Origin of the sequence: Sphingomonas sp. Root241 (assembly GCF_001428865.1) — a bacterium.
GTDB lineage: Bacteria > Pseudomonadota > Alphaproteobacteria > Sphingomonadales > Sphingomonadaceae > Sphingomonas.
Window position 1 is genome coordinate 1,801,590 of record NZ_LMIV01000001.1, and the last position, 26,176, is coordinate 1,827,765.

Here is a 26,176-nt window from a genome sequence, read left to right on the forward strand (position 1 = left end):
CGTCCCGGTGCGGGAGGCTCAGGCGATGATGTCGGGGACGAGCTGGTCTTCGAGTTGGGCGATCTCGTCGCGTAGCCGCAGCTTGCGCTTCTTCAGCCGCGCGAGCTGAAGCTGATCTGCCGAGCCGGTGCCCCGAAGCGCGTCGATCGCCATGTCCAGGTCACGGTGTTCGGTGCGCAGTGTCTCGAGCCGTCGCTGGGTCTCGCTCTCGTCCATTCCCGCCCCCTTTTACGCGTACGCGCCGCATCGAGCCGCGAAATGCTCCCAACGAGCCATCGCGCCTTTTCCGCAGGCTGTCGATTGCGCTCAATAGGGGGGGCGACAAGCGGCTGCAAAGGTGATTTATTGGTTGACCCCGGCGCCAATCGAAGGAGGAACGCTTCCATGCAGAACGCGCATTTCGCGGCACTCAACGCCAAGCATTCGACACTGGATCAACGGATCGCCGTCGAATCGCAGCGGCCGCTTCCCGATCAGATGTTGATCGCGGAATTGAAGAAACGGAAGTTGCGCGTCAAGGAGGAGCTCAGCCGCTAACGCGGAGACGCGATATTTTGTCGGGGAGCTGTGGCATCGGGGCCGCACCTCCCCGATATCGGGGCGCAACCCGCTCGGAAACGCGTCGATCTAACGCAATGTAGAAGCCGAAACCGGCTCGCGCCTCAGCGGCGCGTGATGATCGGCTTGGCGAAATGCGCGGTCTGTGTGCCCTTGCCCACGGGCTTGCGCGCCAGCATCGGATCGATCTCGATGTCGAAGGCGACGCCGACACGGCCATCGGTCGCCCAGGCGATCCGACCCTTCACCCAGCCCACGCCACGCACTTCGATCTCGACCGGCGCACCGGCTTCGACGGGCGCCGCATATTCGGCCATCAGACCACCGGACGAGAGATTGCGCACGCGCGCCTGCACGACCTTGTCGTCCCCGACGACTCGGAACTGCGCGGTCAGCAACAGGCTGTCGCGTGAGCCGCTGCGCTGGCCGGTGAAATCATCGGCCGAGAGCGCGTTCACGGCTTCGGTAGAGAATTGGTCCATCGGTGCTGCTCGAACGCCAAAATTGATCTGCGTCGGTTAGAGCAGCAATCCCTGACGAAAGCGTAAATTTAAGGCGCGCCGACTAAAAATCACGCGCCCGTCGAAACCGCTATTCGTCGCGCGAAACCTTCTCGTTCCGCTCGTGACGCTCCTGCGCCTCCACGGTCATGGTCGCGATCGGCCGTGCCTCGAGCCGGGCGAGCGAAATCGGCTCGCCGGTCACTTCGCAATAGCCATATTCGCCCTCGTCGATCCGGCGCATCGCCGCGTCGATCTTGGCGATCAGCTTGCGCTGGCGATCCCGGGTGCGCAGCTCGATCGACCAGTCGGTCTCGCTCGACGCGCGATCGGTGAGATCGGCTTCGCGCAGCGAATCGGTCTGGAGCTGGTTGAGCGTGCCGGCGGCCTCGCGATAGATCGCGTCCTTCCAGGCAATCAGTTTCTCGCGGAAATATTCCTGCTGCCGCGGATTCATGAACGGTTCGTCGTTGTGCGGCCGATATCCGTCGTCGCCGTCATTCGCTGCCGGGGGGAAGTGTTTCCCAGGTTCGTCGGAGCGATCCAATACTGTAGCCATCCCCACTCTCCACACCGGTCACCCAGTGGCCAAGCCGCTGGACGACTGCCTTTTGCCCGGACGCCCTATACTTGCGCCCGAGCGCATAGACAAGCGCGCTATTATGACAGCCGCCATCTCTAATTCCCGGTAACATGGAGGAAATTAGCGGCCGCTGAACAACAGTCACCGGCCCCGGCAAAATTTAACCATATCCGGTAACAAGTATCCCGCCACGGCGCCGGCGAACCGTACCGAAACCGCACATTAACCATAAGCTCTGCATCGTGACGGTAAAAAAACGTCCAAGAACACGGTAAACAGCCCTCAGCCCGCTTGCACTTAATAGTTTGTTTTGCGTTTCTTGGTCATTGAGGGCGCAGAAGCTGCTGACGGTTCCGTGGGGAGCGAGCGCCAGCAACAGGAAGAGTGGGACATCATGTCGGTTCGCATGGCCTTGGCGAAACTCTGCGCATGTGCCTGTGGCGGCGCAGTCATCGGCGGTGGCGGCGTCTATGCCGTGGAGCGCGTGACGCAGCCCAGCGTGGTCCAGCAATATACGGTCGCGAAGAAGCGAGTCGTCCGCAAGGGGCCGGTAGCCGGCGTCGTGCGCAAGAAGCTCGTCCGCCGCGTGACCACGACCACCACGACTCAGGCAGCGCCCCAGGTCGTCGTCGTGGCGCAAAGCGCGCCGATCCCCCTTCCCCCGCGCGAAATGCCCGTGGTCGCCGCTGCCAGCAGCGCGGCGGCAGGCGTTGTCGGCGGCTCGGGCGGCTATGGCGGCTTCGGCGGCGGCTTCTTCGCCGGCGGCTTCTTCGGCAGTTCCGGGAGCAGCTCGGGCAGCAGCAGCGGAATCAATATCGAGATTTCGAGTGGCGGCACGAGCACCTCCTCGGGGGGCTCGTCCACTTCGACCGGTGGTTCGTCCACTTCGACCGGAGGCTCGTCGACCTCCACCTCCACTGGCGGCTCGTCGACCTCGACGTCCACCGGCGGGTCGTCCACTTCGACTTCGAGCGGCGTCAGTTCGTCGACATCGTCCTCGACTTCCTCGTCGACCTCTTCGTCCACGTCATCCTCGACGTCGTCGTCGAGCGGCAACTGGAGCAGCACGTCGAGCGGCTGGAGTACCTCGAGCGGCTGGGGCTGCAAATGGGGCAAGCATTGCGGCGGATCGAGCGGTCATCATGGGTCGAGCGGGTCGAGCGGCTCGTCGGGAGGGCCCGAGCCGGTCCCCGCCCCGCCGATGATCCTGCTCTTCGGCGGCGCCGCCGCGGCGCTGGTCGCACGCAAGCGCTTGGGCAAGAAGAAGGACTTGGCCGAGGCATAAAGCCTTATCCATAACCGTCACCCCCGCTTTCGCGGGGGTGACGGTTATGGGTCGATATGCCCGCCCCTCTACCCCACCCTCACTCCGTCTTGAGCAGCACTTCCTCGATCTGCGGCACGGTGTGGCCGGTCAGATCCTTGCCGATCTCCGCCTTCAGCCGGTCGCTCACTTCCTTGTGATAATGCTTCCGGAGCTCGCCCAAAGTCTTGGGCGGGGCGATGATGATCAGTGATTCGAAATCGTTGTTGAGCGCGCGCTTCTTGAGCAACGCGGCGGTCTCGGCGGCGAAGCGGTCCTCTTCGAGCTGGTGGAAATCCACTTCGTCCATATTTCCCGCGCCCCATTGCGCGCCCGCGGTGCGGGTCCCCATCGATCCGCCGGCGAGATCGGTCGCCTGCTCGTTGTGATCGGGATTGTGTTTGTCGATCACTTTCTTCTCGACCTGCAGGTTGGGAATGGTGGCATCGCCTTCGTTCCTGAGGAACAGCATCTTCCGGCCATCCACGACCACCACGACCGTATCGTGCGGAACCTGCATCATTCGTCTCCTTCGTTTGGTTGCACCTCCAACGCAGCCGCGCGGCGCAGGGTTGCGCAGCCCACCGCGCGCAGCCATACGCCCGGCCATGCACGACATCCGGTTCATCCGCGAAAACCCCGAAGCCTTCGACGCCGGACTGGCGAAGCGCGGGCTGCCGCCACGTTCGGCCGAACTGCTCGCGCTCGACGAGCGCCGCCGCGCGCTGATCACCGAGGCACAGGCCGTCCAGGCGCGTCGCAACGAGGCCTCGAAGGCGATCGGCGCGGCCAAGGCACGGCGCGACGATCCTACCGATCTGATGGCCGAAGTCGCCGCGCTCAAGGAACGGATGCCGGCGATCGATGCCGAGGAGAAGGCAGTAGGCGCCGAGCTCACGAGCGCGCTGGCCGCGATACCCAACCTTCCCCTCGCCGACGTGCCGCAAGGCGCCGACGAGGAAGACAACGCGCTGATCCACGAACGGGGCACGCCGCCCTCCTTCCCCTTCGAAGCGAAGGAACATGACGCGATCGGCCCCGCGCTCGGGCTCGATTTCGAGACCGGGGCTCTGCTCTCGGGCTCGCGCTTCACCTTCGTCCGCGGCAGCGCCGCCCGGCTCCACCGCGCGCTCGGCCAGTTCATGCTCGACACGCTCACACGCGAGCATGGCTTCGAGGAAGCGGTCGTCCCTTTGCTCGTCCGCGACGAAACCATGTTCGGCACCGGCCAGCTTCCCAAATTCACCGAGGACAGCTTCCAGACCACCGACGGCCGCTGGCTGATCCCGACTTCGGAAGTCAGCCTCACCAACAGCGTGCGCGAGCAGATCCTGCCCGAAGAGGTGCTGCCGCTGCGCTTCACTGCGCTCTCGCCCTGCTTCCGCTCGGAGGCCGGCTCCGCGGGGCGCGACACGCGCGGCTATATCCGCCAGCACCAGTTCGAGAAGGTCGAGATGGTTTCGATCACCACCCCCGACCAGTCCGAGGCCGAGCATGAGCGCATGACGTCCTGCGCCGAGGATATTCTCGACAAGCTCGGCCTCGCCTTCCGCCGGATGAAGCTCTGCACCGGCGACATGGGCTTTTCGGCCGCGCGCACCTACGATCTCGAAGTGTGGCTGCCCGGCCAGGCGCGTTATCGCGAGATCTCGTCCTGCTCGACCTGCACCGATTTCCAGGCCCGTCGGATGAACGCGCGCTACCGCCCTGAAGGCGAAAAAGCGACGCGCTTCGTCCACACGCTCAACGGCTCGGGGCTCGCGGTGGGCCGCACCCTGGTCGCAGTGGTCGAGAACTACCAACAGGAAGACGGCTCGGTCGCGGTGCCGGAAGTGCTCCAGCCCTATCTCGGCGGGTTGAACCGTCTGGAGCCGAAATCTTGATCCTCCCCGGCACGGGGAGGTGGCAGCGCGAAGCGCTGACGGAGGGGGCTCTCCGCCAGCGACACTGCCTCGGGCAGCCCCCCTCCACCACCGCTTCGCGGCGGTCCCCCTCCCCGTACCGGGGAGGAGCTAGATAATGCGCATCCTGCTCACCAACGACGACGGCATCCACGCGCGCGGCCTCGCGGTGCTCGAACGCATCGCGCGGACGATCTCGGACGACATCACCGTTGTCGCGCCCGCCGAGGAGCAATCGGGCAAGAGCCGTTCGCTCACACTCACCGAGCCGTTCCGCGTCCGTCGCCTCGCCGACGATTGCTATGCCGTGCGCGGCACGCCCACCGATTGCGTGATGTTCGCGCTCGCCGAGGCGATGAAGGATTCGCCGCCCGATCTGATCCTCTCGGGAGTCAATCGCGGTGGCAATCTCGGCGAAGATGTGAGCTATTCCGGCACCGTTTCCGCCGCGATGGAGGGTGCGCTGGCCGGCATCCGCTCGGTCGCACTCAGCCAGCGCTACGAACAGGTCGGCATGGGCGACAAGGTCCCTTTCGACACTGCCGAGGCCTGGGGCGAACGCGCGCTCAAGCCATTGCTCGACGCGCCCTGGGCGCCGCGGACCCTGGTCAACATCAACTTTCCGCCGGTCCCGCCCGAAGCCGTGAGGGGGATCAAGCCGGTCGCGCAGGGCCTGCGCGATTATGGCCGGGTCGGGCTCGACAAGCGTGTCGATCCGCGCGGCTTCCCTTATTATTGGCTCGCGATGAGCCGGCTGCCGCATACGCCGGATCCGGATACCGATCTGGAGGCGATCGAGCAGGGCTGGATCACCGTGACTCCGCTCCATCTCGATCTGACGCATCGCAACTCGCTGGAAAGTCTCAAGTCGGTCTATTGTTAAGCATCCTTGTTTCCCTTATTAAATTTTCAGGGGTGTGGGGGAGCTGCAATGCGCCGGATAGGGGCACTGCTGTTCGGCGTCATATTGACGTCGGGCTGCATACCGGCTGAGGCCGGACGAGGGGCGCGCAGTTACGATGCGCCCGAGCAAAATCGGCAACAGGAGCCGTTCGAGCGCCGGTCGCTCGATCAGGACGTGCGCGCGCTTCCCGCGCCACCGCCTGCCTGGGAAGCGCGCCGCGTCAGCGCCGATGCCCGGCAAGTGGCGAGCGCAACCTATGTCGTGCAATCGGGCGAGTCGCTCCGTTCCATCGCGGCCAAGACCGGTGCGGGCTCCGAGGCGATCGCCCGCGCCAACAATCTCGCCGCCCCCTTTGTCATCCAGCCCGGCCAGCGGCTCAGCATCCCGGGCGGTCGCTATCATCTCGTCCGCGCCGGTGAGACCGGCATAGCAATCGCTCGTGCTTATGGCGTTGTATGGTCGCGAGTCGTTTCGGCCAATGCGCTCGAGGAGCCCTTCATCCTGCGCACCGGTCAGCGCCTGCTGATCCCGAGTGCCCGGCCCGAGACGATCGAGGAGCGCGCCGCGCGCTTCCATCTCGATATCGACGATATCCTCACCGGCGGCGAACCCGCGCTCGCGGCCAATGCCAAGCCCGCGAGACCGACCGCCTCCTCGGCGCGCGTGCTCCCCGCGACCACGCCGGTGGCGACTCCGGTCACGCGTGCGGCAAGCCAGTTCGCCTGGCCGGTAAAGGGCGCGATCGTCAGGCGCTTCGGCCCCGGCAAGAGCGGCGAGCGCAACGACGGCATCAAGATCGCCGTCCCGCTCGACACGCCCGTCCTCGCCGCCGCCGACGGTGTCGTCGCTTATGTCGGCAGCGACGTGCCGGCGCTCGGCGGCCTCGTCATCGTCAAGCACGGCAATGCCACCACCACGGTCTATGGCCATGCCGGACAATTGCTTGTGCAGCGCGGCCAATCGGTGAAGAAGGGCCAGATGATCGCGCTCTCCGGCAATTCGGGATTCGCCGACCGACCCGAACTCCATTTCGAAATCCGCCAGGGGCGCACGCCGGTCGATCCGGTATCGAGGCTGCCCGCACGGTAACGCGTCATGGCCGTGCTCCCGCCTGCGACGCTCAAGCGCAAATCGAGCCTGCCGGTCTGGCTCTCGATCGGGTGGCGGGTGCTCGCGGTGGTAGGGCTGCTCGCGCTCGCCGTGGGCGTCCACTGGATCGAGCGCGACGGGCTGAAGGACACTGCCGACGGGCAGGTCAGCTTCCTCGACATCCTCTATTTCACTTCGATCTCGGTGACCACCACCGGCTATGGCGACATCGTGCCGGTCAGCACTTCGGCACGGATGTTCGACGCGTTCGTGGTCACGCCGATCCGCGTCTTCGTGGTGCTGCTCTTCCTCGGCACCGCGTACAATTTCGTGCTCAAGCGCACCTGGGACAAATGGCGTATGGCAGTAATCCAGCGGACCCTTTCGGGGCACATCATCGTCGCCGGCTACGGCACCACCGGCTCGGAGACCGTCGACGAGCTGATCGCGCGCGGCACCGATCCCGGGCGCATCGTGGTCATCGACACGCGCGAGGAGAATCTCGATCGTGCCAAGGCGTGCGGCTGCATCGTCCTCCAGGCCGATGCGACGCGCGACCAGATCCTCAAGGACGTCCGGATCGAAAGCGCCGAATCGATGATCGTCTGCGCGGGCCGCGACGACACCTCGATCCTGATCACGCTCACTGCGCGCCACCTCGCCCCGGGGATCCCGATCAGCGTCATCGTCCGCAACGAGGATAACGAGCTGCCCGCGCGCGCCGCCGGAGCCACCACGGTCGTCAATCCGGTGAGCTTCGCCGGGCTATTGCTCGCCAGCTCGTGCAAGGGCCCGCATCTTTCCGAATATCTGATGGACCTCGCCTCGTTCCACGGCGAAGTCGAGCTCTCCGAACGTCCGGTGCGCAACGAGGAAATCGGCAAGCCCCTCACCGCGATCCAGACCGGCCTCGGCCTCCGCATCTATCGCAATGGTGTCGCCCACGGCCACAAGGCATCCGAAGCGGCGGCGTTGAGAGCCGGCGATCAGATTGTCGAGATCGTCACCGGCTGAGGCTCTCCCGCGCCTCATCGCACTCCTCGCAGCCTTCATCGGCACCATGCAGAAAAACCAAAGGGTCCGCCTGAATCCGCGGCACCGCCAAGCGGATCAGGTCCGCCGCCTCGATCAGCCGCGCATGGGCATTCCCAATCAGCCCTTCGCGTTGTAGCCCCTCGGCACGCAGCCAGTCGTCAGCGAGCGCGAACTTCTCGCAGCAGCTGTCATTCTCGCCATAGTCCACGCGCACGCCGTCGGCGCGGGTATAGTGGAAGGCGCTGCGATAGGGTGCGCCGCCCAGCAATTCGGCCAGATGCAGCATCGTATTGGCATCCTGCCCCACGCCGAGCAGCAGGATCTGGCCGCCCGCCTCGCGGATCCGGTCGATCGCGCTGCCCGGTGCCGCAGGCGGCAGCACGAACGGCCCGCCGGTGATCCATTCGGCCCTGGGCCCGACTGCCGCCACCGCATCGAAATGCGCGCTGCGTACCACCCCCGGCTGCTGCCAGAACAGCGACGGCACGATCCCCAGATCCTCGCGATTGGCCGTCGTGGCGGGATCGAAGGGCACATCGTCCTCGCCGGTCGCGGACGGCATCGCCAGGGTTCCCGCCGGCCCCACCGCCTCACGCAGTGCCGCGATCAACCCGAGCGGCCCGTCCACGACCGGCCGCACTGCGCGATAGCTCGAATGCACGAGCAGCACACCGCCTTCGCGAACACCCAGTGCCCGGAGCTGCCCCGCTATTTCGTCCTGCGTCGCCGCTTTCATGCTTGACCCTCGTCGCATCGCCATGATGGTCGCATCATGTCCGCCACACTCCTCGCCCGCGCTTTGCCGATCCTGCTGCTGATCGTCTCGAACATCTTCATGACCTTCGCCTGGTACGGTCATCTACGCTTCAAGGCCGTGCCGCTGATCCTCGTGATCCTGGTGAGCTGGCTGATCGCGCTTCCCGAATATATGCTTGCCGTCCCCGCCAACCGTTGGGGAAGCAGCGTGTATTCGGCCGCCCAACTCAAGGGGATGCAGGAAGTGATCACCCTCGCGGTGTTCGCGGTCTTCTCGATCCTCTATCTCGGGCAGAAGATCACGGTGAACCACCTGATCGGTTTCGCGCTGATCGCCGCGGGCGCATTCTTCCTGTTCCGGGCTCCGGTTTCGGCCTGAGCTAGCTTTTTCCGCCAAAATCCCTATGTGCCGCGGCAATCATGGCAACCAAACTCCCTGAGTCCCCTCGCATAGGGATGGTGTCGCTCGGCTGTCCGAAGAACCTCGTCGACAGCGAACGCATCCTCACCAAGCTGCGCAGCGACGGCTATGCGATGTCCCCCGATTATCAGGGCGCCGACATCGTGTTGGTCAACACCTGCGGCTTTCTCGATTCCGCCAAGGAAGAGTCGCTCGAAGCGATCGGCGAGGCGATCGCCGAGAATGGCCGCGTCATCGTCACCGGCTGCATGGGCAAGGAAGCCGAAGTCATCCGCGCGCGCTTCCCGGGCGTGCTCGCAGTCACCGGCGCGCATCAATATGAGGAAGTCGTCGGCGCGGTGCACGAAGCGGCGCCGATGCCGCCCTCGCCCTTCGTCAATCTCGTGCCGGACGCGGGCCTCAAGCTGACGCCGCGCCACTACAGCTATCTGAAGATCTCCGAGGGCTGCAACCACCGCTGCGCCTTCTGCATCATTCCGAGCCTGCGCGGCGATCTCGTCAGCCGCCGCCCCGACGCGATCCTCCGCGAAGCCGAGAAACTGGTCGAGGCGGGCACCAAGGAATTGCTGGTCATCAGCCAGGACACTTCGGCTTACGGTGTCGACATCCGCAAGGAATCGCGGATGTGGAAGGGGCAGGAAATCGTCCCCCACATGACCGATCTCGCCCGCGAGCTCGGCAAGATCGCCCCCTGGGTGCGGCTGCATTACGTCTACCCCTACCCGCATGTCGACCAGGTCATCCCGCTGATGGCCGAGGGGCTGGTGCTCCCCTATCTCGACATCCCGTTCCAGCATGCCTCGCCCGCCGTGCTCCGCCGCATGCGCCGCCCCGCCAACGAGGCGAAGGTGCTCGAACGGCTGCGCGGCTGGCGCGAAATCGCACCGGACATCACGATCCGCTCGACCTTCGTCGTCGGCTTTCCCGGCGAGACCGAGGAGGACTTCCAATATCTGCTCGACTGGCTCGACGAAGCCCAGCTCGACCGCGTCGGCGCGTTCCGCTTCGAGCCGGTCGAGGGTGCTTCGGCGAACAGCCTGCCCGATCCCGTGCCCGAAGAGGTCAAGGAAGAGCGCTACGCCCGCGTGATGGAGAAGACCGCGGCGATCTCCGCCGCCAAGCTCCAGGCCAAGGTCGGCCGCACGCTCGAAGTGATCATCGACGAAGTCGGCGATGAGGGCGCCACCGGCCGCAGCCAGGCCGACGCTCCCGAGATCGACGGCGAAGTCTTCCTGCGCGACGCCGGGCATCTGAAGCAAGGCGACATCGTCAAGGTCGCGATCGAGGACGCCGACGAGCACGATCTCTACGGCGTGCCCGTCTCCGCCTGATTTTCTGCCCTTCACCGCACGGAGGGCTGTTTTCCAGAGCATCTCGATCTAGATCTCCGCGCAGAAGGAGAATCCTGATGCGTCCTCGCTCGTTTCTTGTGCTCGCGATGCTCGCCGCGCCACTCCCCGCGGCCGCGCAATCCGGGGGCACCGCGCATCTTTATGCCTATAGGCTCAGCGACAAACCCGCCTTCGAGGCCGGGTATCGCAAGCACCTCGAATGGCATGCCCGGATCGGCGACAAGCTGGTCTGGTACGCCTGGTATGTGACTGCGGGTGATCGCGCGGGTGCCTTTGTCGACGGCACGTTCGGAACCACACCCGAGCGCCTCGAGAACCGCCCCCGCATCAAGGAAGACGGCGCCGACTTCCGCGCCAACGCGGCGGCTTATTCCACGGCGATCGGCAACGAGGGTTGGGAGCTGTGGCGCGAGGCCAGCCAGGCGCAGCCGCTCGAACAGCGAAAGCCGCAGGCGCTCGTGCAGGTTCATGCCATCGCCGTAACCGACGCAAAGCGGTTCGAGGCCGCGCTGCTCGCCCGCCCCGTCACCGGCGCAAGCTGGTATCGCGGTATCGGCGAGACGCCCGCTCCCTATCTGCTCATCGCCCCCGTCGCGGCCGCCGATACCAAGCCCGATCTCGCCGCCTTGCTCGGCGCCGATCACCCGGCCCTCGCCTTCGCCCGCGCGGTTCGCTCGGAAGCCTGGACTTATGCACCGCGCCTCGCGCTGCTCCCGGGCGAACCACTTGCGCCCTGAGCCATGCGTTCCGGGTAAGGCGGCCGTTCATCATCGAAAGAGCGGCCGGGATGACGCGGCGGAAAGGCTGGCCTAAGCTCGCGCCATCCATACCGGAGGCCCGATGTTCCGCACCCTGCTCGCCGCCCTGATCGTCGCCACCCCGGCTGCCGCCCAGCAGCTCACACCCGCCGAAACCGCCAGGGTCGATACGATCGTCGCCGACGCGCTGAAATCGTCGGGTGTGCCCTCTGCCTCGGTCGCGATCGTCCGCGACGGCCGGATCGTCTTCGCCAGGGCTTATGGCGATCAGGGCCCGGGCATGAAGGCCACTAGCGCCGATGCCAAATACCAGATCGCCTCGGTCTCCAAGCAGTTCACTGCCGCCGCGCTCCTGCTGCTCGAGGACGAAGGCAAGCTCAGTCTCGACGACAAGGTGTCGAAATGGGTGCCGGACATCACCGGCGCCGACAGGATCAGCGTCCGCCAGCTGCTCAGCCATACGGCGGGCATCCAGGATTATTGGCCGCAGGACTATGATTTCGCGGCGATGGAAAAGCCGGTCACGCCGCAGCAGATCCTCGATCGCTGGGCGAAGAAGCCGCTCGATTTCGAGCCGGGCACCGCCTGGCAATATTCGAACACCGGCTATGTCGTCGCCGGCATGATCATCGAGAAGGCTTCGGGCATGAAACTGCTCGATTATCTCCAGAAGAACATCCTCAAGCCGCTCGGCATGCAGGCGATGGACCAGGATTATGCCGTCGGAAAGGGCTTCCCCCAAGGCACGCACCGCTTCGCGCTAGGCCCCGTTCGCCCCGCCAGACCCGCCGCGCATGGCTGGCTCTGGGCGGCGGGCGAGCTGGCGATGTCGGCCAGCGATCTCGCCAAATGGGACATCGCCCGGATCGACCGGAAGATCCTCTCGCCAGAGGATTGGGCAGCGCAGGAGACCGAAGTGAAGCTCGCCGACGGCGGCGCCACGCGTTACGGCCTCGGCGTATCGCTCGGCACGCGCGAAGGAACGCCGGTGGTCGAGCATGGCGGCGAGGCTGTCGGCTTCCTCTCGGAAAATTTCGTCCTGCCCGAGAAGCGTTTCGCAGTGGTCGCTTTGGTCAACGCCGATTTCGGCGGCGCGCCGGGCGATATCACCGCCGACATCACCAATCTCTTCTACCCGGTCACCCCGCCGCAGCCCGCAGCCAATCTCGATCAGCAGCGCGACGCGCTCGCCCGAAACCTGTTCGATCAGTTGCGCACCGGCAAGCTCGATCGCGCACTGCTCACCGAAGACGCCAATTACTATTTCACCCCGCAGGCGACCGCCGACTATCACGACAGCCTCGCCCCGCTCGGCGATCCGGTACGCTTCACGCCGCTCGGCAAGCCCCGGCTGCGCGGCGGCTTCGTCAACCGCAATTACGAGATCGTCTATGACGACAAGCGGCTGATCGCGATCACCTATGCCGAGCCGGGCGCGCAGGGAAAATTCGAGCAGTTCCTGGTCCAGCCGCGTTGATCCGTGCTGCGCTCCTCTCGGGCGCTGCCTGGCTGAGCCTCGCCAGCCCGAGCGATTCGCTGACGCAAGTGACCAGCGTCGATCCGCTGACGGTGGAGGACGACGACTTCGCCCGCCATCGCGATCCGGGTGAATGGAAGGGACTAAACGTCAGCCGTATCGAGTTCCGCGAGGAGCGTGCGGCGTGGCGGCTGTGGCGGATCCACAACGCCCGCCACTCCAAAGGCCCGCTCTGGTTCGTGCCGCACGATAACGAAAATGCCGGGTTCGAGGCGGGGCTGGAGGCGGTGCGCAAATATGGCGGCACGCTGATCGCCGTCGATGCCGGCATCGCCGACGACGGCGCCCGGATGAACCGCGCGGTCGATTACGGCCGGCCGATCGATCCCAACCGCAACTTCGACACCGCTCTGCCCGGCTATGCCCGCCGCATCCTCGCCGATCTGAAGCCGGGCATGCCTATCATCGCGCTCCACACCAATGCGCGCGGCTTCGACACTGGCGAATCGCGCTGCAACAAGTCCGATCCGCCCGGCAGCGGCGTGATCTCGATCCGATATTGCGACGATACGCTGCGCCCCAGCCCCTCGCTCGGCCGCGCCTGGCCGTGGGACGACGACGACACCGTCGCCTTCGCCACCTTCCGCACCAGCGACAGCCCCGCCGCCGCCTTCTGCCGCGACGCGATGATCGCCGCCGACTTCAACGTCGTCCAGGAGCGTGTCGTGGAGAGCGATCGCTCGCTCTCCAACTACGCGGTGCTCCACGATCTCGACTATCTCAACTTCGAGACGCTCGATCGCGGCGACGATGCCGGCGGCCTCGCCGAGGGCCGCCGCCGTCTCGTCCACATCATTGATCGCGCGGTTGCGATGTGCGCCCCCAGGGTGAAGCCGGTCGCCGGCTAGGTTGAAGACTCACACTATTTTTCGTCATCCCCGCGAAAGCGGGGACCCATCTCCTGAGCGAGCGGCAAATTGCGCCGGTGCGTTTGTGGATAATGTTGGAGATGGGTCCCCGCTTTCGCGGGGATGACGGATTTTGAATATGGGTCTCGATCTACCCCGCGATGCCATCGAGCACCGCCACGGCATCCTCCGGAAGCCGCAGCTCCCGCACCGCCAGATTCTCGCGCAGATGTCCCAGCGAGGATGTGCCCGGGATCAGCAGGATGTTCGGCGAGCGCTGGAGCAGCCAGGCTAGCGCGACCTGCATCGGCGTCGCTCCGAGCTGCTGCGCCACCGTGTCGAGCGCGCCCGACTGGAGCGGCGAGAAGCCGCCGAGCGGGAAGAAGGGCACATAGGCAATCCCCGCCTCCGCCAGCGTATCGATCAGCGCGTCGTCGTCGCGATGCGCGAGATTATAATGGTTCTGCACGCAGACCACCGGTGCGATCCCGCGCGCCTCCTCGATCTGCGTCGCGGTTGCGTTGCTGATCCCGAGGTGCCGGATCAGCCCCTGCTCGCGCAGCTGCGCCAGCCGCTCGAACTGCGGCGCGATCGTGCCTTCGCTGAGCCCATGGCCGCCATCGCCCATCACGCGGAGATTGACCGCGTGGATCGCCTCGAGCCCGAGGTTGCGCAGATTGTCGTGCACCGCGGCCTCGATTTCGTCGGGGCTGAACGCCGGCAGCCACCCGCCGCTCTCGTCCCGCCTGGCACCGACCTTGGTCACGAGGACGAGGTCCTCGGGATAGGGATGCAGCGCCTCACGAAGGATCTGGTTGGTGACGTGCGGGCCGTAATAGTCGCAGGTGTCGATGTGATCGACGCCCGAGGCCACCGCCTCGCGCAGCACCGCAATGGCTTGGTCACGATCCTTGGGCGGGCCGAACACCCCGGGCCCGGCAAGCTGCATCGCGCCATAGCCGACGCGGTTCACGCTGCGGTCGCCCAGTTGGTACGTCGTCGGAAAATCGGACATCGTCTGCACTCCTCTATCGAGACCCGGCCTATCTAGGGCTTGCATCCTCGCGCGATAATCCAGCACAATCAGCACAAGCTGTACGGAATTTCGCACAATGGATCTTGGCGACCTCGACGCCTTCCTCGCAGTGGCGCGTGCCAGGGGATTTCGCGACGCCGCGCGTATCACCGGCGCCAGCGCATCGGGTCTCAGCGATGCGGTGCGTCGGCTGGAAAGCAAATTGGGCATCCGCCTGCTCAATCGCACCACGCGCAGCGTCGCGCCGACCGAGGCTGGTACGCGGCTGCTCGAACGGCTCGGCCCCGCACTCGGCGAAGTCGAGGCAGCGCTCGACGTGGTCAATCTCTTCCGCGACAGGCCTGCCGGCACACTCAAGCTCAACGTGCCGGTGATCGCCGCGCGGCTGGTGCTCCCCGCAATCCTGCCCGGCTTCCTCGCCGCTTATCCCGAGATCCAACTCGAGATCATTGCGGAGGACAGTTTCGTCGACTTACCCGCCTCGGGTTGCGACGCCGGGATCCGCTACGACGAACGGCTCGAACAGGACATGATCGCAGTGCCTATCGGGCCGCGCGTCCAGCGCTTCGCGGCCGGCGCATCAGCCGACTATCTCGCGCGCCGCGGCAGGCCCGAGCATCCGCGTGACCTGCTCGATCATGCCTGCCTGCGCGGCCGCTTCGCCAATCGCAGCCTCCATGGCTGGGAATTCGTACGCGACGGCGAGACGGTTCGCGTCGATCCCAACGGCCCCTTAGTGGTCAGCCTGAGCACCGCGTTCGACCTTTTGATCGACACTGCGGTCGCCGGAGCCGGGATCGTCACTTCGTTCGAGGGCCTGCTGCGCCCCCATTTCGAAAGCGGCGCGCTGGTGCCGATCCTCGAAGACTGGTGGGAGCGCTTCCCCGGCCCCTTCCTATATTACCCCGGCCGCCGCCTCGTCCCGGCGCCGCTGCGCGCGTTCATCGACTATGTGAAGGCGCACCCTGCGGCCTGACAAACCGGTTGTAATGTAGGATTTCGCCTGCTGAGATCGACGCTCGGACCTCGGCCCTCGCTCTTTGACAGTGTCGATCCCGGCCGGAACACCAATCGCGTAGGGCTGAGCCTTCGAGATTTTTCCGCATGGCCACGCCGCGCTGGAACATGCTCGGCAGTGTGACCTTAGTGTGACCTTTGGGTTCGCAAGATGCGCGCCCGCGGCGACAAACCTCGCGACCATAGGCTTGCAATCGAGTCCGGACCCCGGACCTCAGGACGGCAGCGCATAGGCGACGACCTCATCGCTCACCGGCGTCTCCATGAAATGGTGCCCGCCGGCATAGAGCACGAGATACTGCTTGCCGTTCATCTCATAGGTCATCGGCGTCGCCTGCCCGCCGCTCGGCAGCACGTCCTTCCACACCGTCTTGCCGGTGTTGAGGTCGATCGCGCGGATCAGATTGTCGGTCGCCGCAGCGATGAAGACGAGGCCGCTCGCGGTCACCACCGCGCCGCCATTGTTGGGCGTGCCGATCGTGATCGGCAGCATCGAGGGGATGCCGAACGGCCCGTTGGTCCGCGCCTCACCGAACGCGCGGTCCCAGATCGTCTTGCCGGTCGCCATGTCGATCGCGCGGATCCCGCCATAAGGCGGCTGCTTGCACAGCATGCCGGTGAAGGGCAGCCGCCAGCCGGCATTGACGTTGATCGCAAAAGGCGTGTTGGCCTGCGGATCGCCCGCGCCTTCGGCACCGCCGATCTCGCCGCGGGCCTGATCGCGCGGCGCCCAGCCCAGCTTGTCGGCCTCGGCCCGCGGCACCAGCCGGACGTAATTGGGCATGTCGTTGTAATTGGCGACGATTACCCCGCGCGCTGGATCGACCGCGATCCCGCCCCAGTCCGTCCCGCCATTATAGCCGGGATATTCGATCGAGTGCCGGTCGCTCTCCGGTGGCGTGAAGAATCCCTTGTAGCTCGCCCGGCGGAACTGGATCCGGCAGATCATCTGGTCGATCGGCGACATGCCCCACATGTCGCGCTCGGTCAGGTCGGGTTTGCGCAGCGTATGCCACAGCGACACCGGCTGCGTCGCCGCGCGCTGCTCGGGCTCGACGCCACCGCCGGGCACGCGCATCTCGCCGACCGGAGTCAGCGGCTGGCCGGTGCGGCGGTCGAGCACATAGATGTCGCCCTGCTTGGACGGCAGCACCAAAGCCGGCGCGCCCTTGTAATCGACCAGGGTCGCCTGCGCGCCGAAATCATAGTCCCACACGTCCTTGCGCACCGCCTGGAAGCGCCATCGCGGCTTGCCGGTCGTCACGTCGAGCGCGACCAGCGAGGTGGCGAATTCATTCTCCTGCGGGCGGCGCAGCGACGAATAATAGTCCGCCGCAGCATTGCCCATCGGCAGATAGACGAGGCCCAATTGCTCGTCGCCCGAGGCCATCGTCCACATGTTCGGCGTGCCGCGCGCCCATTCCTGCCCCTGCGGCGGTGCGCCGCTCCATTCCGGGTGCATCATGTCCCATGCCCAGCGCAATTGCCCGGTCCGCGCGTCGAACCCCTGGATCACGCCCGAAGGCGCCCAGCGGTCCTGCCCGTCGAGCACCTGGTGCCCGGTCACCAGCACGCCGCGCACCAGCGTCGGTGGCGAGTTGATCGAGACGAACCCGTCGGGGACCTTGCCCATGCCCACTTTGGCATCGACCTGCCCGTTGGTGCCGAAATCGGCGCAGAGCCGCCCCGAGCGCGCATCGACCGCGATCAGCCGTGCATCGAGCGTCCCCTCGATGATCCGCGTCGCGCAGGGCTGGTCTGCCGCCATTCCCGGCACCGCATAATGCACTACTCCGCGGCATGCCGCCGTATACGGGATCGCATTGTCCGGCACCTTCGGATCATAGCGCCAGCGCTCCTTGCCCGTCGCCGGATCGAGCGCGATCATGATGTTCTTCGGCGTGCACAGATACAGGCTGTCGCCCACCTTGAGCGGTGTATTCTCGGCGCCATAGGTGTTGCGGATCTGCGGTGAAGACGGGAGATCGCCGGTGTGGATCGTCCAGACGCGCCGGAGCTTGCCGACATTCTCCGCATTGATCTGGGTCAGCGGCGAATAGCGCCGCGCGCCGGTCGTCCCCCCATAAGCCGGCCAGTCGGCGCCGACTTGCTGGCCCGAAGGATCGCCCATCCCACGCGTGCCCGCCGCCGGAAGCGCCGCCAGCACCGGATTGGGCTGGTTCGCCGCCGCCACCCAGAAATCGGCCGTGGTGAGCACCAGCGCCGCGGCCATTCCGATCAGCGCCAGCCGCCAGCGGTCCTGCCGCCGGCTCAACGTCGCCATCGCCGCGATCACCGCGAGCAATAGCACCACCGGCGCGATCACCCGCGGCACCTGCGCCCAGGCATTGGCCCCGACTTCCCACCATGCCCAGAGCGCGCTGAGCACGACGATCGCGAGATAGATCCAGCCGCCGAGCATCCGCCCGCGGACCAGCAGCACGCCCGCCACCACCATCACGACGCCGGTCAGCAAATAATAAAGCGATCCGCCGAGCACTGCGAGCCACGCCCCGCCGATCGCCAGCACCAGTCCGATCAGCGCGACGAGCACGCCGGCGAGGATCGACAGCCAGCTCCCCCATCGTCTGCTGGCAGGGGGTTCGCTCTGTACCGGGGGCTGATCGTCGGCAGTGCCACGAGCATCGGTCACACGCAGTCTCCCGTGAACGGGGCGCTCCCTTGAGGCTGGAGCGTCGAGGCTTTGGGCTAACCAGCCGAAGCCGTGACGGTTCCGAAAATGAACAAAAATTCATCTTGAACATCGGGGGCTAGGCGTGGCGGCGTTGCGCCCCTAGATCACTGCCATGCCTGATCTCCCGACGCTTGTTCAGCCCGACCGCGGCCAGCCCGCACGCATCATCCACCTGATCGACGCCAAGGGCTTTGACGCCTGGCTCGCCGCCCAGCCGCCGCGCCACCGCACCGCCGCGCAGGCGCAGAAGCTCGCCCCCACCGGCTATTCGAGCGCGATCCTGCCCGGTGACGGGCCCGAGGATTGGTCAGTGGTGACCGTGGTCGCCAATGTCGAGCGCCTCACCCCCTGGTGCCTCGCCAAGCTCGCCGAAACCCTCCCTGAGGGCACCTACCGCGTCGACGGCCGCGAGCCCGGCAAGGCGCTCTACGGCTGGCTCACCGCGCAATACAAATTCGACCGCTACCGGAAGAAGGACGACAAGGCTCAGGGCCCGCGCGTCCTGCTCACCGCCGATCCGGCGAAGATGGAAGAGGCGCTGCGCCTCGCCGGCGTCACCTTCAAGCTGCGCGACCGGATCAACACCGGCGCCAATGACATGGGTCCGGCAGACCTCGAGGCCGCCGCCGCCGATCTGGCGAAGGAATATGGCGCCACCCTCACCGTCGTGAAGGGCAAGGAAGTCGAGAAGGGCTATGGCATGCTCTGGGCGGTCGGCAAGGCCGCCGGCGAGGGCCGCGAGCCGCGGCTGATCGAACTCGAATGGGGTAATCCCGAGCATCCGCGCATCGCCATCATCGGCAAGGGCGTGTGCTTCGATACCGGCGGACTCGACATCAAGCCCGCCGCCGGCATGCGGCTGATGAAGAAGGACATGGGCGGCGCCGCGCACGCGCTCGCGCTCGCCGAGCTGGTGATGCAGAACCGCCTGCCGGTGCGTCTCCACATGCTCGTCCCCGCGGTCGAGAATTCGATCAACGGCGAGGCGACCCGTCCCGGTGACGTGATGATCTCCCGGAAAGGCCTATCGGTCGAGAACAGCAACACCGATGCCGAAGGCCGGCTGATCCTCGGCGATGCGCTCACCAAGGCGGCCGAGAGCAACCCCGAACTCGTCTTCGATTTCGCGACCTTGACCGGCGCCGCCCGCGTCGCGCTGGGTGCGGACCTGCAGGCCCTGTTCGCCAATGACGACACGCTCGCCTCGGAACTGCTCGCCGCGGCGGAGGCCGAGGCGGATCCGATGTGGCGCATGCCGCTCTACGATCCGTACAAGGATCTGCTGAAGTCCGACGTCGCCGATCTGGTCAACGCCGCCGAGGGCCCGTTCGGCGGCGCGATCACCGCGGCCCTGTTCCTCAAGGAATTCGCGCCGGAGAAGGCGCAATGGGCACATTTCGACATCTTCTGCTGGAACGGCTCGGCCAAGCCCGGCCGGCCCAAAGGCGCCGAAGCAGTCAGCCTGCGTGCGACATGGAAGGTGCTGAAGGACCGCTACGGCGGCTGAACCGCGTTGGATTGAAGATCCATACTTCTGACCGTCATCCCCGCGAAAGCGGGGATGACGAAAAAGCGTAGCATCTCGGCGTAGATCCGTCCGTCGAACCCCTCCCCGTCGCCCCGCGCCTCTGCTATCGCCTGCCGCATGCAGGCCGCGCACCCCAGGCTCACTCTCGTCGCGTGCATCCTCGCGTCGAGCCTCGCCTTTATCGACGGATCGGTCACCAATGTCGCGCTGCCGGCGATCGGGGCGGACCTCCACGCGACGCCCGCCGAGCTGCAATGGACGATCAACGCCTATCTGCTGCCGCTCTCGGCGTTGCTGCTGATCGGCGGCGCGGCGGGCGATCATTTCGGGCGCCGCAAGCTGCTCGTCATCGGCATCGCGATCTTCACGGTCGCATCGGTCGCCTGCGCGCTGGCGGCGGATCTCACCCTCCTCCTCGCCGCACGCACGCTCCAGGGCATCGGCGCGGCGATCCTGCTGCCCAACAGCCTCGCGACGCTCGGCCATTCCTTCACCGGTGAGGCGCGCGGCAAGGCGATCGGCACCTGGGCCGGAGTCGGCGCCATCGCCGGCGCGGTCGGCCCGCCGCTCGGCGGCTGGCTGGTCGACGCGATCGGGTGGCGCGCGATCTTCTATGTCAACGTGCCGGTCGCCGCCGCGGCGATCCTGATCGCGCTGCGCTACGTCGAGGAGAGCGCCGAGGGCGAACTCCCGCTCGATTTGCCCGGCGCCTTCGCCGCCACGATCGCGCTGGGGGCGCTTACCTGGGCGCTCACCCTCTGGTCGAGCCATCATGCCTTCGGCGCCACCGTCGCGATCGGCCTCGCCGTCGGGCTGCTCGCCACGGGACTGTTCCTGTGGATCGAGCATCACCGCGGCGCCCGCGCGATGATGCCCGTCGCCATGTTCGGTTCGCGCGCCTTTGCGGGGCTCACGCTACTCACCTTCCTGCTCTACGGCGCGCTCGGCGGCGTGCTGCTCCTCCTGCCCTATGTGCTGATCCAGGCCGCGGGCTACACTGCACTGCAGGCCGGGCTCGCGCTGCTGCCGATGCCGCTCGGCATGGGGCTGGCGTCGCGGGTGATGGGGCGCGTGACGGCGCAGGTCGGCCCGCGCTGGCCGCTCACCATCGGCGCGCTGATCGTCGCGATCGGCTTCGCATTGCTCGTGCTGGTGAACGAGGACGCGTCCTACTGGACCTCGGTCTTCCCCGGGTGCCTCGTCATCGCGATCGGCATGTCGAGCGTCGCCGCGCCGCTCACCACCGCGGTGCTCGCCTCGGTCGACGATACCCATGGCGGCACCGCCTCGGGCTTCAACAGCGCGATCGCGCGCACCGGCGGGCTGATCGCCACCGCGATCGCCGGCGCCGTCATCGCCAGCGCCGGCCCGGCGCTGATCGCGGCCTTCCACGGCGGCGCACTGGTCGGCGCCGCCCTCGCCGCCGCGTCGAGCGTGACCGCCCTGGTCACGCTGGGTGAAATCAGGAAAGCGAAGCCGCAGCCTCGATAATCGGCACGAACTTCTCGGCGGTCAGGCTCGCACCGCCGACCAGCGCGCCGTCGACATTGTCGACCGCGAGGATGTCCGCCGCATTCGCGCCGGTCACCGATCCGCCATAGAGGATGCGGATCCCGTCGGCCGCGTCGCCCACCATCGTCCGCAGCTTGGCCCGCGCGATCGCGTGCATCGAGGCGATTTCCTCGAGCGTCGGGGTCTTGCCGGTGCCGATCGCCCAGCGCGGCTCGTAAGCGAGCGTCAGCCAGTCGCCATGCGCGCTTTCGGGCAACGACTTTTCGATCTGCGACTGGACGATCCGCTCGGCGCGGCCGGCATCGTGTTCGGCCTCGGTCTCGCCGCAGCACAGGATCACCTTGAGCCCCTGCCGCCGCGCCGCCGCAGCCTTGGCCCAGGCATCGTGGCTGGTCTCGTGCTGGTCGGCACGCCGTTCCGAATGGCCGACGATCGTCAGCGTCGCACCGCAGTCGCGCAGCATCGCGGCCGAAACGCAGCCGGTATGCGCGCCCTTGTCAGCCTCGTGCACGTCCTGCGCCCCGATCGGCAGCGCGCCTGCCACCCCCACCGCCGGTTCGATCAAGGTGAACGGCACGCACAGCGCCACGTCGACGCCCGGATTCGCCGCAGCCGCGGCCGCGATCGCCTCGACTTCGCCCAGCTGCGCCTTCAGCCCGTGCATCTTCCAGTTTCCGGCGACCAGCTTGCGACGCATGTCGTACTCCTCCTGTTTGGTCGCAGGCGATACCAAGCCTCACGCGCTGCACAAGCTTGAAGGGAGCGTGTCGCGGCCCTAAAGCACGCCAAATTCCTCTTTCGAACGGCCCTTCATGCTCAGTTTCTTCCGCCGCTTCACCAAGTCGCGCTTCGGCCTGATCGCAGTGTTCGTCTTCCTGGCGATCATCGCGCTGGCCTTCGCCGCCGGCGACATCACCGGCGCGCGCTCCACGGTGGGCGGCGCCGGCGGCAACGTCGTCGCCAAGGTGGGCGACCGCAAGATCACCGATCGCGAGGTCCGCGAGCGGATCGACATCTATCTGCGCAATCTCCAGCGCGGCGGGCAGAATGTGACGATGGAGCAGTTCCTCGCCCAGGGCGGTTTCGAGATGGCCCTCGACGAGATCATCAACAACGCCGCCATGGTCCAGTTCGCGCAGGATTCGGGGATGCAGGTCAGCAAGAAGCTGGTCGACGGCGACATCGCGAGCAACCCGGCTTTCTTCGGGCTCGACGGTAAGTTCAGCCAGAAGCAGTTCGAGGATCTGCTGTCGCAGAACCGCATCTCGCCGGTCGCCTTTCGCGAAGACATCGCCAACACGCGCTACAGCAGCTGGATGCTGAACCGCGCGACCCTGGGCAGCCAGATCCCCGACGGAGTCGTCCTGCCTTATGCCTCGCTGCTGCTCGAGCGCCGCATGGGAACCGTCGGCCTCGTGCCCACGATCGCGATGGACCCCGGCGCCGATCCGGACGACAAGACGCTGACCGCCTACTATAATTCGAAGCGCCTGCGCTACATGGTGCCCGAACGCCGCATCGTCCGCTTCGCGGCGGTCAAGCCCGACGCGCTGAAGGCGCGCACGGCCGCCACCGAGGCCGAGATCGCCAATGCCTATAAAAAGGCCGGCAATCGCTTCGCGGCAACCGAGAAGCGCAGCATCCGTCAGCTCGTCATCCTCGACCAGGCGACCGCCAACCGGATCGCCGGCGAAGTTAGGGGCGGCAAGACCCTCGCCGCCGCCGCGACCGGCGCGGGTCTCGAAACCACCAGTTTCGACGGCGTCGAAAAGCCCGCGCTTGCCGGCCAGACCGCCCCCGCGGTCGCCGATGCCGCCTTTGCCGCGGCGCAGGGCGCAGTGGTCGGCCCGGTGCGTTCGCCGCTCGGCTGGCACCTGCTCCAGGTCGAGAAGATCGAGCAGGTCGCCGCCAAGACGCTCGATCAGGCGCGGCCCGAACTCGCCACCGAGATCGGCGCGCGCAAGCTCGCCGAGACGCTGGCTCAGCTGCGCCAGTCGCTCGACGACGGCATCGGCGACGGCAAGACCTTCGACGAGGCCGTGGCCGACGCCAAGCTCGTCGCCGAGCGCACGCCGGCGCTCACGCCAGCCGCCACCAATCCCGACGATCCCAATTTCAAGCCCGATCCGCTGCTCGTCCCGGTCATGCGCGCCGGCTTCGGCATCGAGCAGGTCGACGACGAGCCGCAGATCGTGCCGCTCGGGCCCGATGGTAGCTTCGCCGTGGTCGACCTCGAGCGGATCGTGCCTGCCGCGGCGCGTCCGCTTGCCCAGATTCGCGCGCGCGTCGTGAAGGATTATCTGGTGGAGCAGGCGCTGCAAAAGGCGCGGACCATCGCCACCGCCGTCGTCGCCAAGCTCGAAAAGGGCGTGCCGATGCAGCAGGCGCTGACCGAATCCGGCGTCACCAAGGGCCCGCCGCCCAAGGATTTCGACTTCAAGCGCGCGGAAGTGCTCAACCGCCAGCTGGCGCCCTATCTCCAGATGGCGTTCAGCATGGCGCCCAAAAAGGCCAAATTGGTCGAGGGGCCCAACCGCGAGGGCTTTTACGTCGTCTATCTCGCGCAGGTCGAGCAGCACAGCGCCGCCGGCGATCAGGCCGCGATGGCCCGGGTGCGCGGCGAAATCGCCCCGCAGGTCGGCGGCGAGTTCGCCCGCCAGTTCGTCGCTTCGGTGCGCAGCCAGGTGAAGGTGTCGCGCAACGAAAAGGCGATCCAGCAGCTTCGTGCCGATCTCGCCCGCACGGGGACGGCCAGCGGATCGTGACGCAGGGCGTCGAAGCCGCCCGGTCGGCGCTCGCCGCCGGGCGCCCGGCCCTGCTCTGGCGCCGACAGGTCGCCGATACCGAAACGCCGGTCGCGACGGCGCTCAAGCTGATCGAGCCGGGCCGCGGTGATTTCCTGCTCGAGTCGGTCGAGGGCGGATCGGTCCGCGGCCGCCACAGCCTGATCGGACTCGCCCCCGATCTGGTCTTCCGCGCCACCGGTGACGAAGCCGCGATCAACCCGCACTGGCTGACCGACCGCAAGGCGTTCGCGCTTTGCCCCGAACCCGCACTGGAGGCATTGCGCGGCCTCGTCGAGCGCTGCCGCATGGAAGTGCCCGCCGAGCTGCCGCGCGCGCTCGCCTGCCTCGTCGGCTATTTCAGCTACGAGACCGTCGGCTTGGTCGAGAAGCTCCCGCGTCCGCCGGCGAACCCGATCGGCGTGCCCGACATGATGTTCGTGCGGCCGACAATGGTCCTGATCTTCGATCGCCTCGCCGACACATTGTTCCTCGTCGCGCCGGTCTGGCCCGATGCGTCCCGCGACCCGGAATCGCTGATCGAGGCGGCCGCCGAACGCATCGACGCCACCGCCGCGCGGCTGGCGAGTGCTCCGCTGCCCGCCCCTATCCGCGCCGACCTGCCCGAAGTCGCCCTCACGCCGGTGCTCCCGCCCGGCCGCTATGGCGAGATGGTCGCGCGCGCCAAGGATTACATCGCCGCCGGCGACATCTTCCAGGTCGTGCTCGCCCAGCGCTTCACCACCCCCTTCGCGCTGCCCCCCTTCGAGCTCTATCGCGCGCTGCGCCGGGTGAACCCCTCGCCCTTCCTCTATCATCTAGACCTGCCGGGCTTCGCGCTCACCGGATCGAGCCCCGAGATCCTCGTCCGCGCGCGCGACGGCGAAGTGACGATCCGCCCGATCGCCGGCACCCGCCCGCGCGGGGCTACGGCGTCCGAGGACGAAGCCAATCGCGCCAGCCTCCTCGCCGATCCCAAGGAACGCGCCGAGCATCTGATGCTGCTCGATCTCGGCCGCAACGATGTCGGCCGTGCGGCGGAGGCAGGCAGCGTCCGCGTCACCGACAGCTACACCGTCGAATTCTACAGCCACGTCATGCACATCGTCTCGAACGTGGTCGGCAGGCTCAAGGCCGGTAGCGACGCGCTCGACGCCCTGTTCGCCGGCTTCCCCGCCGGCACGGTCAGCGGCGCGCCCAAGGTCCGCGCCTGCGAGATCATCGCCGAACTCGAACCCGAGACGCGCGGCCCCTATGCCGGCGGCGTCGGCTATTTCTCGCCCGATGGATCGATGGACAGCTGCATCGTGCTCAGGACCGCATTGGTGAAGGACGGCGTGATGCACGTCCAGGCCGGTGCCGGCATCGTCGCCGATTCGGATCCCGCCTATGAGCAACGCGAATGCGAAGCCAAGGCCGGCGCCCTCTTCGCCGCCGCCCGCGAAGCCGTGGCAAGGGCCAGCGAACCCGGATTCGGCCAGTAACCTGTTCTCCCCTCCCTGTAAGGGAGGGGCTGGGGGTGGGTGCGAGCGAAGCGAGCCCTGCAACAAAGCTCGTGGCAAAAAGAAAAGGCCGGGCATCGAGCCCGACCTTTCCTACCCACCCCTTGATCCCCTCCCTTACAGGGAGGGGAAAGAATTACGGCGTCGTCGTCCGCGCAGCCTTCGCCTTGGCGTCGAGCCGTTCCTGATACCATTGCCGGATCGCCGCGCGCGTGCAGCCCGTCTGGCCGCCGGTGCCGACCGGCGAGCAGCTGTTCGGCAGCCCTGCGCGGTTGAATTGCTCCACTGCCTCCACCCGGTTGGTCCACGCGTTCGAACCGGCGTCTTCCTTGGGCTGGTCGCGGAAGCGCTTGGGGATGCGATAGGGCGATTCGCCGGCATTGGCGCACACGACGATCTCGTCCGGATCCTCGGTCTTGGGACATTGTTCGTCACCGTAGAGCAGGATCGAGCGGACGCGCTTGGGCGGCTCGTCCTGCGGCCCGCGGACCTGCGCAGGAGCCGGACTCGCCATCAACGCGGCAAATAACAGACTGGAAATCATGCAAGCTCCTTCGA

25 protein-coding genes are annotated in these 26,176 nt (G+C 66.8%); 16 read left to right on the top strand and 9 right to left on the bottom strand.

Features of this window, described 5'->3' with window-relative positions; genetic code table 11:
* Positions 1 to 18 precede the first annotated feature (18 nt).
* Positions 19 to 216: a YdcH family protein gene (locus tag ASE13_RS08355; RefSeq protein WP_056613434.1), complete on the bottom strand. Its 198-nt coding sequence runs from the start codon at positions 214 to 216 to the stop codon at positions 19 to 21.
* A gap of 168 nt (positions 217 to 384) precedes the next feature.
* On the opposite strand from ASE13_RS08355, the gene ASE13_RS19395 reads away from it, so the two are divergent.
* Positions 385 to 537, top strand: coding sequence for a YdcH family protein (locus tag ASE13_RS19395; protein ID WP_081855594.1), 153 nt, complete (start codon positions 385 to 387; stop codon positions 535 to 537).
* Positions 538 to 662: 125 nt separating this feature from the next.
* Here the strand turns inward: ASE13_RS19395 and ASE13_RS08360 are convergent, their stop codons facing one another.
* Both ASE13_RS08360 and dksA read right to left on the bottom strand, forming a co-directional pair.
* Entirely contained in the window at positions 663 to 1,040 is a 378-nt protein-coding gene (locus tag ASE13_RS08360) for a PilZ domain-containing protein (RefSeq protein ID WP_056613436.1), read from the bottom strand.
* Between the two features lie 109 nt (positions 1,041 to 1,149).
* On the bottom strand, positions 1,150 to 1,617 hold the full coding sequence (gene dksA, locus ASE13_RS08365; RefSeq protein WP_029724107.1) for an RNA polymerase-binding protein DksA: 468 nt from the start codon (positions 1,615 to 1,617) through the stop codon (positions 1,150 to 1,152).
* A 379-nt stretch (positions 1,618 to 1,996) separates the two neighbouring features.
* Here dksA and ASE13_RS19400 point away from each other — a divergent pair, with 379 nt between their 5' ends.
* Positions 1,997 to 2,926, top strand: coding sequence for a PEP-CTERM sorting domain-containing protein (locus ASE13_RS19400; protein ID WP_200955593.1), 930 nt, complete (start codon positions 1,997 to 1,999; stop codon positions 2,924 to 2,926).
* A 79-nt stretch (positions 2,927 to 3,005) separates the two neighbouring features.
* On the opposite strand, the gene ASE13_RS08375 is transcribed toward ASE13_RS19400, so the two are convergent.
* The gene (locus ASE13_RS08375; protein WP_056614962.1) at positions 3,006 to 3,464 is read right to left on the bottom strand and encodes a host attachment family protein; all 459 of its coding nucleotides are present in this window, start codon (positions 3,462 to 3,464) and stop codon (positions 3,006 to 3,008) included.
* Between the two features lie 88 nt (positions 3,465 to 3,552).
* Here ASE13_RS08375 and serS point away from each other — a divergent pair, with 88 nt between their 5' ends.
* The 4 genes from serS to ASE13_RS08395 all read left to right on the top strand — a co-directional run bounded on the left by serS (position 3,553) and on the right by ASE13_RS08395 (position 7,852).
* Entirely contained in the window at positions 3,553 to 4,827 is a 1,275-nt protein-coding gene (gene serS / locus ASE13_RS08380; protein ID WP_056613438.1) for a serine--tRNA ligase, read from the top strand.
* Positions 4,828 to 4,963: 136 nt separating this feature from the next.
* Complete coding sequence (gene surE / locus ASE13_RS08385) at positions 4,964 to 5,728, top strand: 5'/3'-nucleotidase SurE (protein WP_056613440.1); 765 nt, start codon at positions 4,964 to 4,966, stop codon at positions 5,726 to 5,728.
* A 48-nt stretch (positions 5,729 to 5,776) separates the two neighbouring features.
* Positions 5,777 to 6,838, top strand: a complete 1,062-nt coding sequence (locus ASE13_RS08390; protein WP_056613442.1) for a M23 family metallopeptidase — start codon at positions 5,777 to 5,779, stop codon at positions 6,836 to 6,838.
* A 6-nt stretch (positions 6,839 to 6,844) separates the two neighbouring features.
* Positions 6,845 to 7,852, top strand: a complete 1,008-nt coding sequence (locus ASE13_RS08395) for a potassium channel family protein (protein WP_056613444.1) — start codon at positions 6,845 to 6,847, stop codon at positions 7,850 to 7,852.
* On the opposite strand, the gene ASE13_RS08400 is transcribed toward ASE13_RS08395, so the two are convergent.
* Positions 7,842 to 8,609: an AAC(3) family N-acetyltransferase gene (locus ASE13_RS08400; protein ID WP_200955595.1), complete on the bottom strand. Its 768-nt coding sequence runs from the start codon at positions 8,607 to 8,609 to the stop codon at positions 7,842 to 7,844. The genes ASE13_RS08395 and ASE13_RS08400 overlap by 11 nt on opposite strands.
* 36 nt (positions 8,610 to 8,645) lie before the next feature.
* On the opposite strand from ASE13_RS08400, the gene ASE13_RS08405 reads away from it, so the two are divergent.
* The 5 genes from ASE13_RS08405 to ASE13_RS08425 all read left to right on the top strand — a co-directional run bounded on the left by ASE13_RS08405 (position 8,646) and on the right by ASE13_RS08425 (position 13,545).
* The gene (locus ASE13_RS08405) at positions 8,646 to 9,008 is read left to right on the top strand and encodes a DMT family protein (protein WP_056613446.1); all 363 of its coding nucleotides are present in this window, start codon (positions 8,646 to 8,648) and stop codon (positions 9,006 to 9,008) included.
* A gap of 41 nt (positions 9,009 to 9,049) precedes the next feature.
* A complete protein-coding gene (rimO, locus tag ASE13_RS08410) occupies positions 9,050 to 10,381 on the top strand; it encodes a 30S ribosomal protein S12 methylthiotransferase RimO (RefSeq protein ID WP_056613448.1) in 1,332 nt (443 codons plus the stop codon).
* 77 nt (positions 10,382 to 10,458) lie between these two features.
* Positions 10,459 to 11,139, top strand: a complete 681-nt coding sequence (locus tag ASE13_RS08415; RefSeq protein ID WP_056613451.1) for a hypothetical protein — start codon at positions 10,459 to 10,461, stop codon at positions 11,137 to 11,139.
* 103 nt (positions 11,140 to 11,242) lie between these two features.
* Positions 11,243 to 12,637 (top strand): serine hydrolase domain-containing protein, encoded by a 1,395-nt coding sequence (locus ASE13_RS08420; protein WP_056613453.1) that lies wholly within the window; start codon positions 11,243 to 11,245, stop codon positions 12,635 to 12,637.
* A complete protein-coding gene (locus ASE13_RS08425) occupies positions 12,634 to 13,545 on the top strand; it encodes a hypothetical protein (RefSeq protein ID WP_056613454.1) in 912 nt (303 codons plus the stop codon). Before ASE13_RS08420 ends, ASE13_RS08425 begins: the two co-directional genes overlap by 4 nt.
* 151 nt (positions 13,546 to 13,696) lie before the next feature.
* On the opposite strand, the gene ASE13_RS08430 is transcribed toward ASE13_RS08425, so the two are convergent.
* Complete coding sequence (locus tag ASE13_RS08430; protein ID WP_056613456.1) at positions 13,697 to 14,560, bottom strand: aldo/keto reductase family oxidoreductase; 864 nt, start codon at positions 14,558 to 14,560, stop codon at positions 13,697 to 13,699.
* Positions 14,561 to 14,657: 97 nt separating this feature from the next.
* Here ASE13_RS08430 and ASE13_RS08435 point away from each other — a divergent pair, with 97 nt between their 5' ends.
* Positions 14,658 to 15,557, top strand: coding sequence for a LysR family transcriptional regulator (locus tag ASE13_RS08435; protein ID WP_056613458.1), 900 nt, complete (start codon positions 14,658 to 14,660; stop codon positions 15,555 to 15,557).
* A 255-nt stretch (positions 15,558 to 15,812) separates the two neighbouring features.
* Here ASE13_RS08435 and ASE13_RS08440 read toward each other — a convergent pair whose 3' ends face one another.
* Complete coding sequence (locus tag ASE13_RS08440) at positions 15,813 to 18,152, bottom strand: membrane-bound PQQ-dependent dehydrogenase, glucose/quinate/shikimate family (protein ID WP_414885313.1); 2,340 nt, start codon at positions 18,150 to 18,152, stop codon at positions 15,813 to 15,815.
* Positions 18,153 to 18,405: 253 nt separating this feature from the next.
* Here ASE13_RS08440 and ASE13_RS08445 point away from each other — a divergent pair, with 253 nt between their 5' ends.
* Positions 18,406 to 19,800, top strand: coding sequence for a leucyl aminopeptidase family protein (locus ASE13_RS08445; RefSeq protein WP_056613463.1), 1,395 nt, complete (start codon positions 18,406 to 18,408; stop codon positions 19,798 to 19,800).
* 138 nt (positions 19,801 to 19,938) lie between these two features.
* Positions 19,939 to 21,312, top strand: a complete 1,374-nt coding sequence (locus ASE13_RS08450; RefSeq protein ID WP_056613465.1) for an MFS transporter — start codon at positions 19,939 to 19,941, stop codon at positions 21,310 to 21,312.
* Here ASE13_RS08450 and tpiA read toward each other — a convergent pair.
* Positions 21,284 to 22,030 carry a triose-phosphate isomerase gene (gene tpiA, locus ASE13_RS08455; RefSeq protein ID WP_082596455.1) on the bottom strand — a complete coding sequence of 249 codons (747 nt, stop codon included), beginning with the start codon at positions 22,028 to 22,030 and terminating at the stop codon, positions 21,284 to 21,286. The genes ASE13_RS08450 and tpiA overlap by 29 nt on opposite strands.
* Before the next feature lie 115 nt (positions 22,031 to 22,145).
* Between tpiA and ASE13_RS08460 the strand changes: the two genes are divergently transcribed.
* The gene (locus ASE13_RS08460) at positions 22,146 to 24,098 is read left to right on the top strand and encodes a peptidylprolyl isomerase (protein WP_056613467.1); all 1,953 of its coding nucleotides are present in this window, start codon (positions 22,146 to 22,148) and stop codon (positions 24,096 to 24,098) included.
* Positions 24,095 to 25,600 carry an anthranilate synthase component I gene (gene trpE, locus ASE13_RS08465; RefSeq protein ID WP_056613470.1) on the top strand — a complete coding sequence of 502 codons (1,506 nt, stop codon included), beginning with the start codon at positions 24,095 to 24,097 and terminating at the stop codon, positions 25,598 to 25,600. The genes ASE13_RS08460 and trpE overlap by 4 nt, the downstream gene beginning before the upstream one ends.
* 154 nt (positions 25,601 to 25,754) lie before the next feature.
* On the opposite strand, the gene ASE13_RS08470 is transcribed toward trpE, so the two are convergent.
* Positions 25,755 to 26,162, bottom strand: coding sequence for a hypothetical protein (locus ASE13_RS08470; RefSeq protein WP_082596457.1), 408 nt, complete (start codon positions 26,160 to 26,162; stop codon positions 25,755 to 25,757).
* Positions 26,163 to 26,176 lie beyond the last annotated feature (14 nt).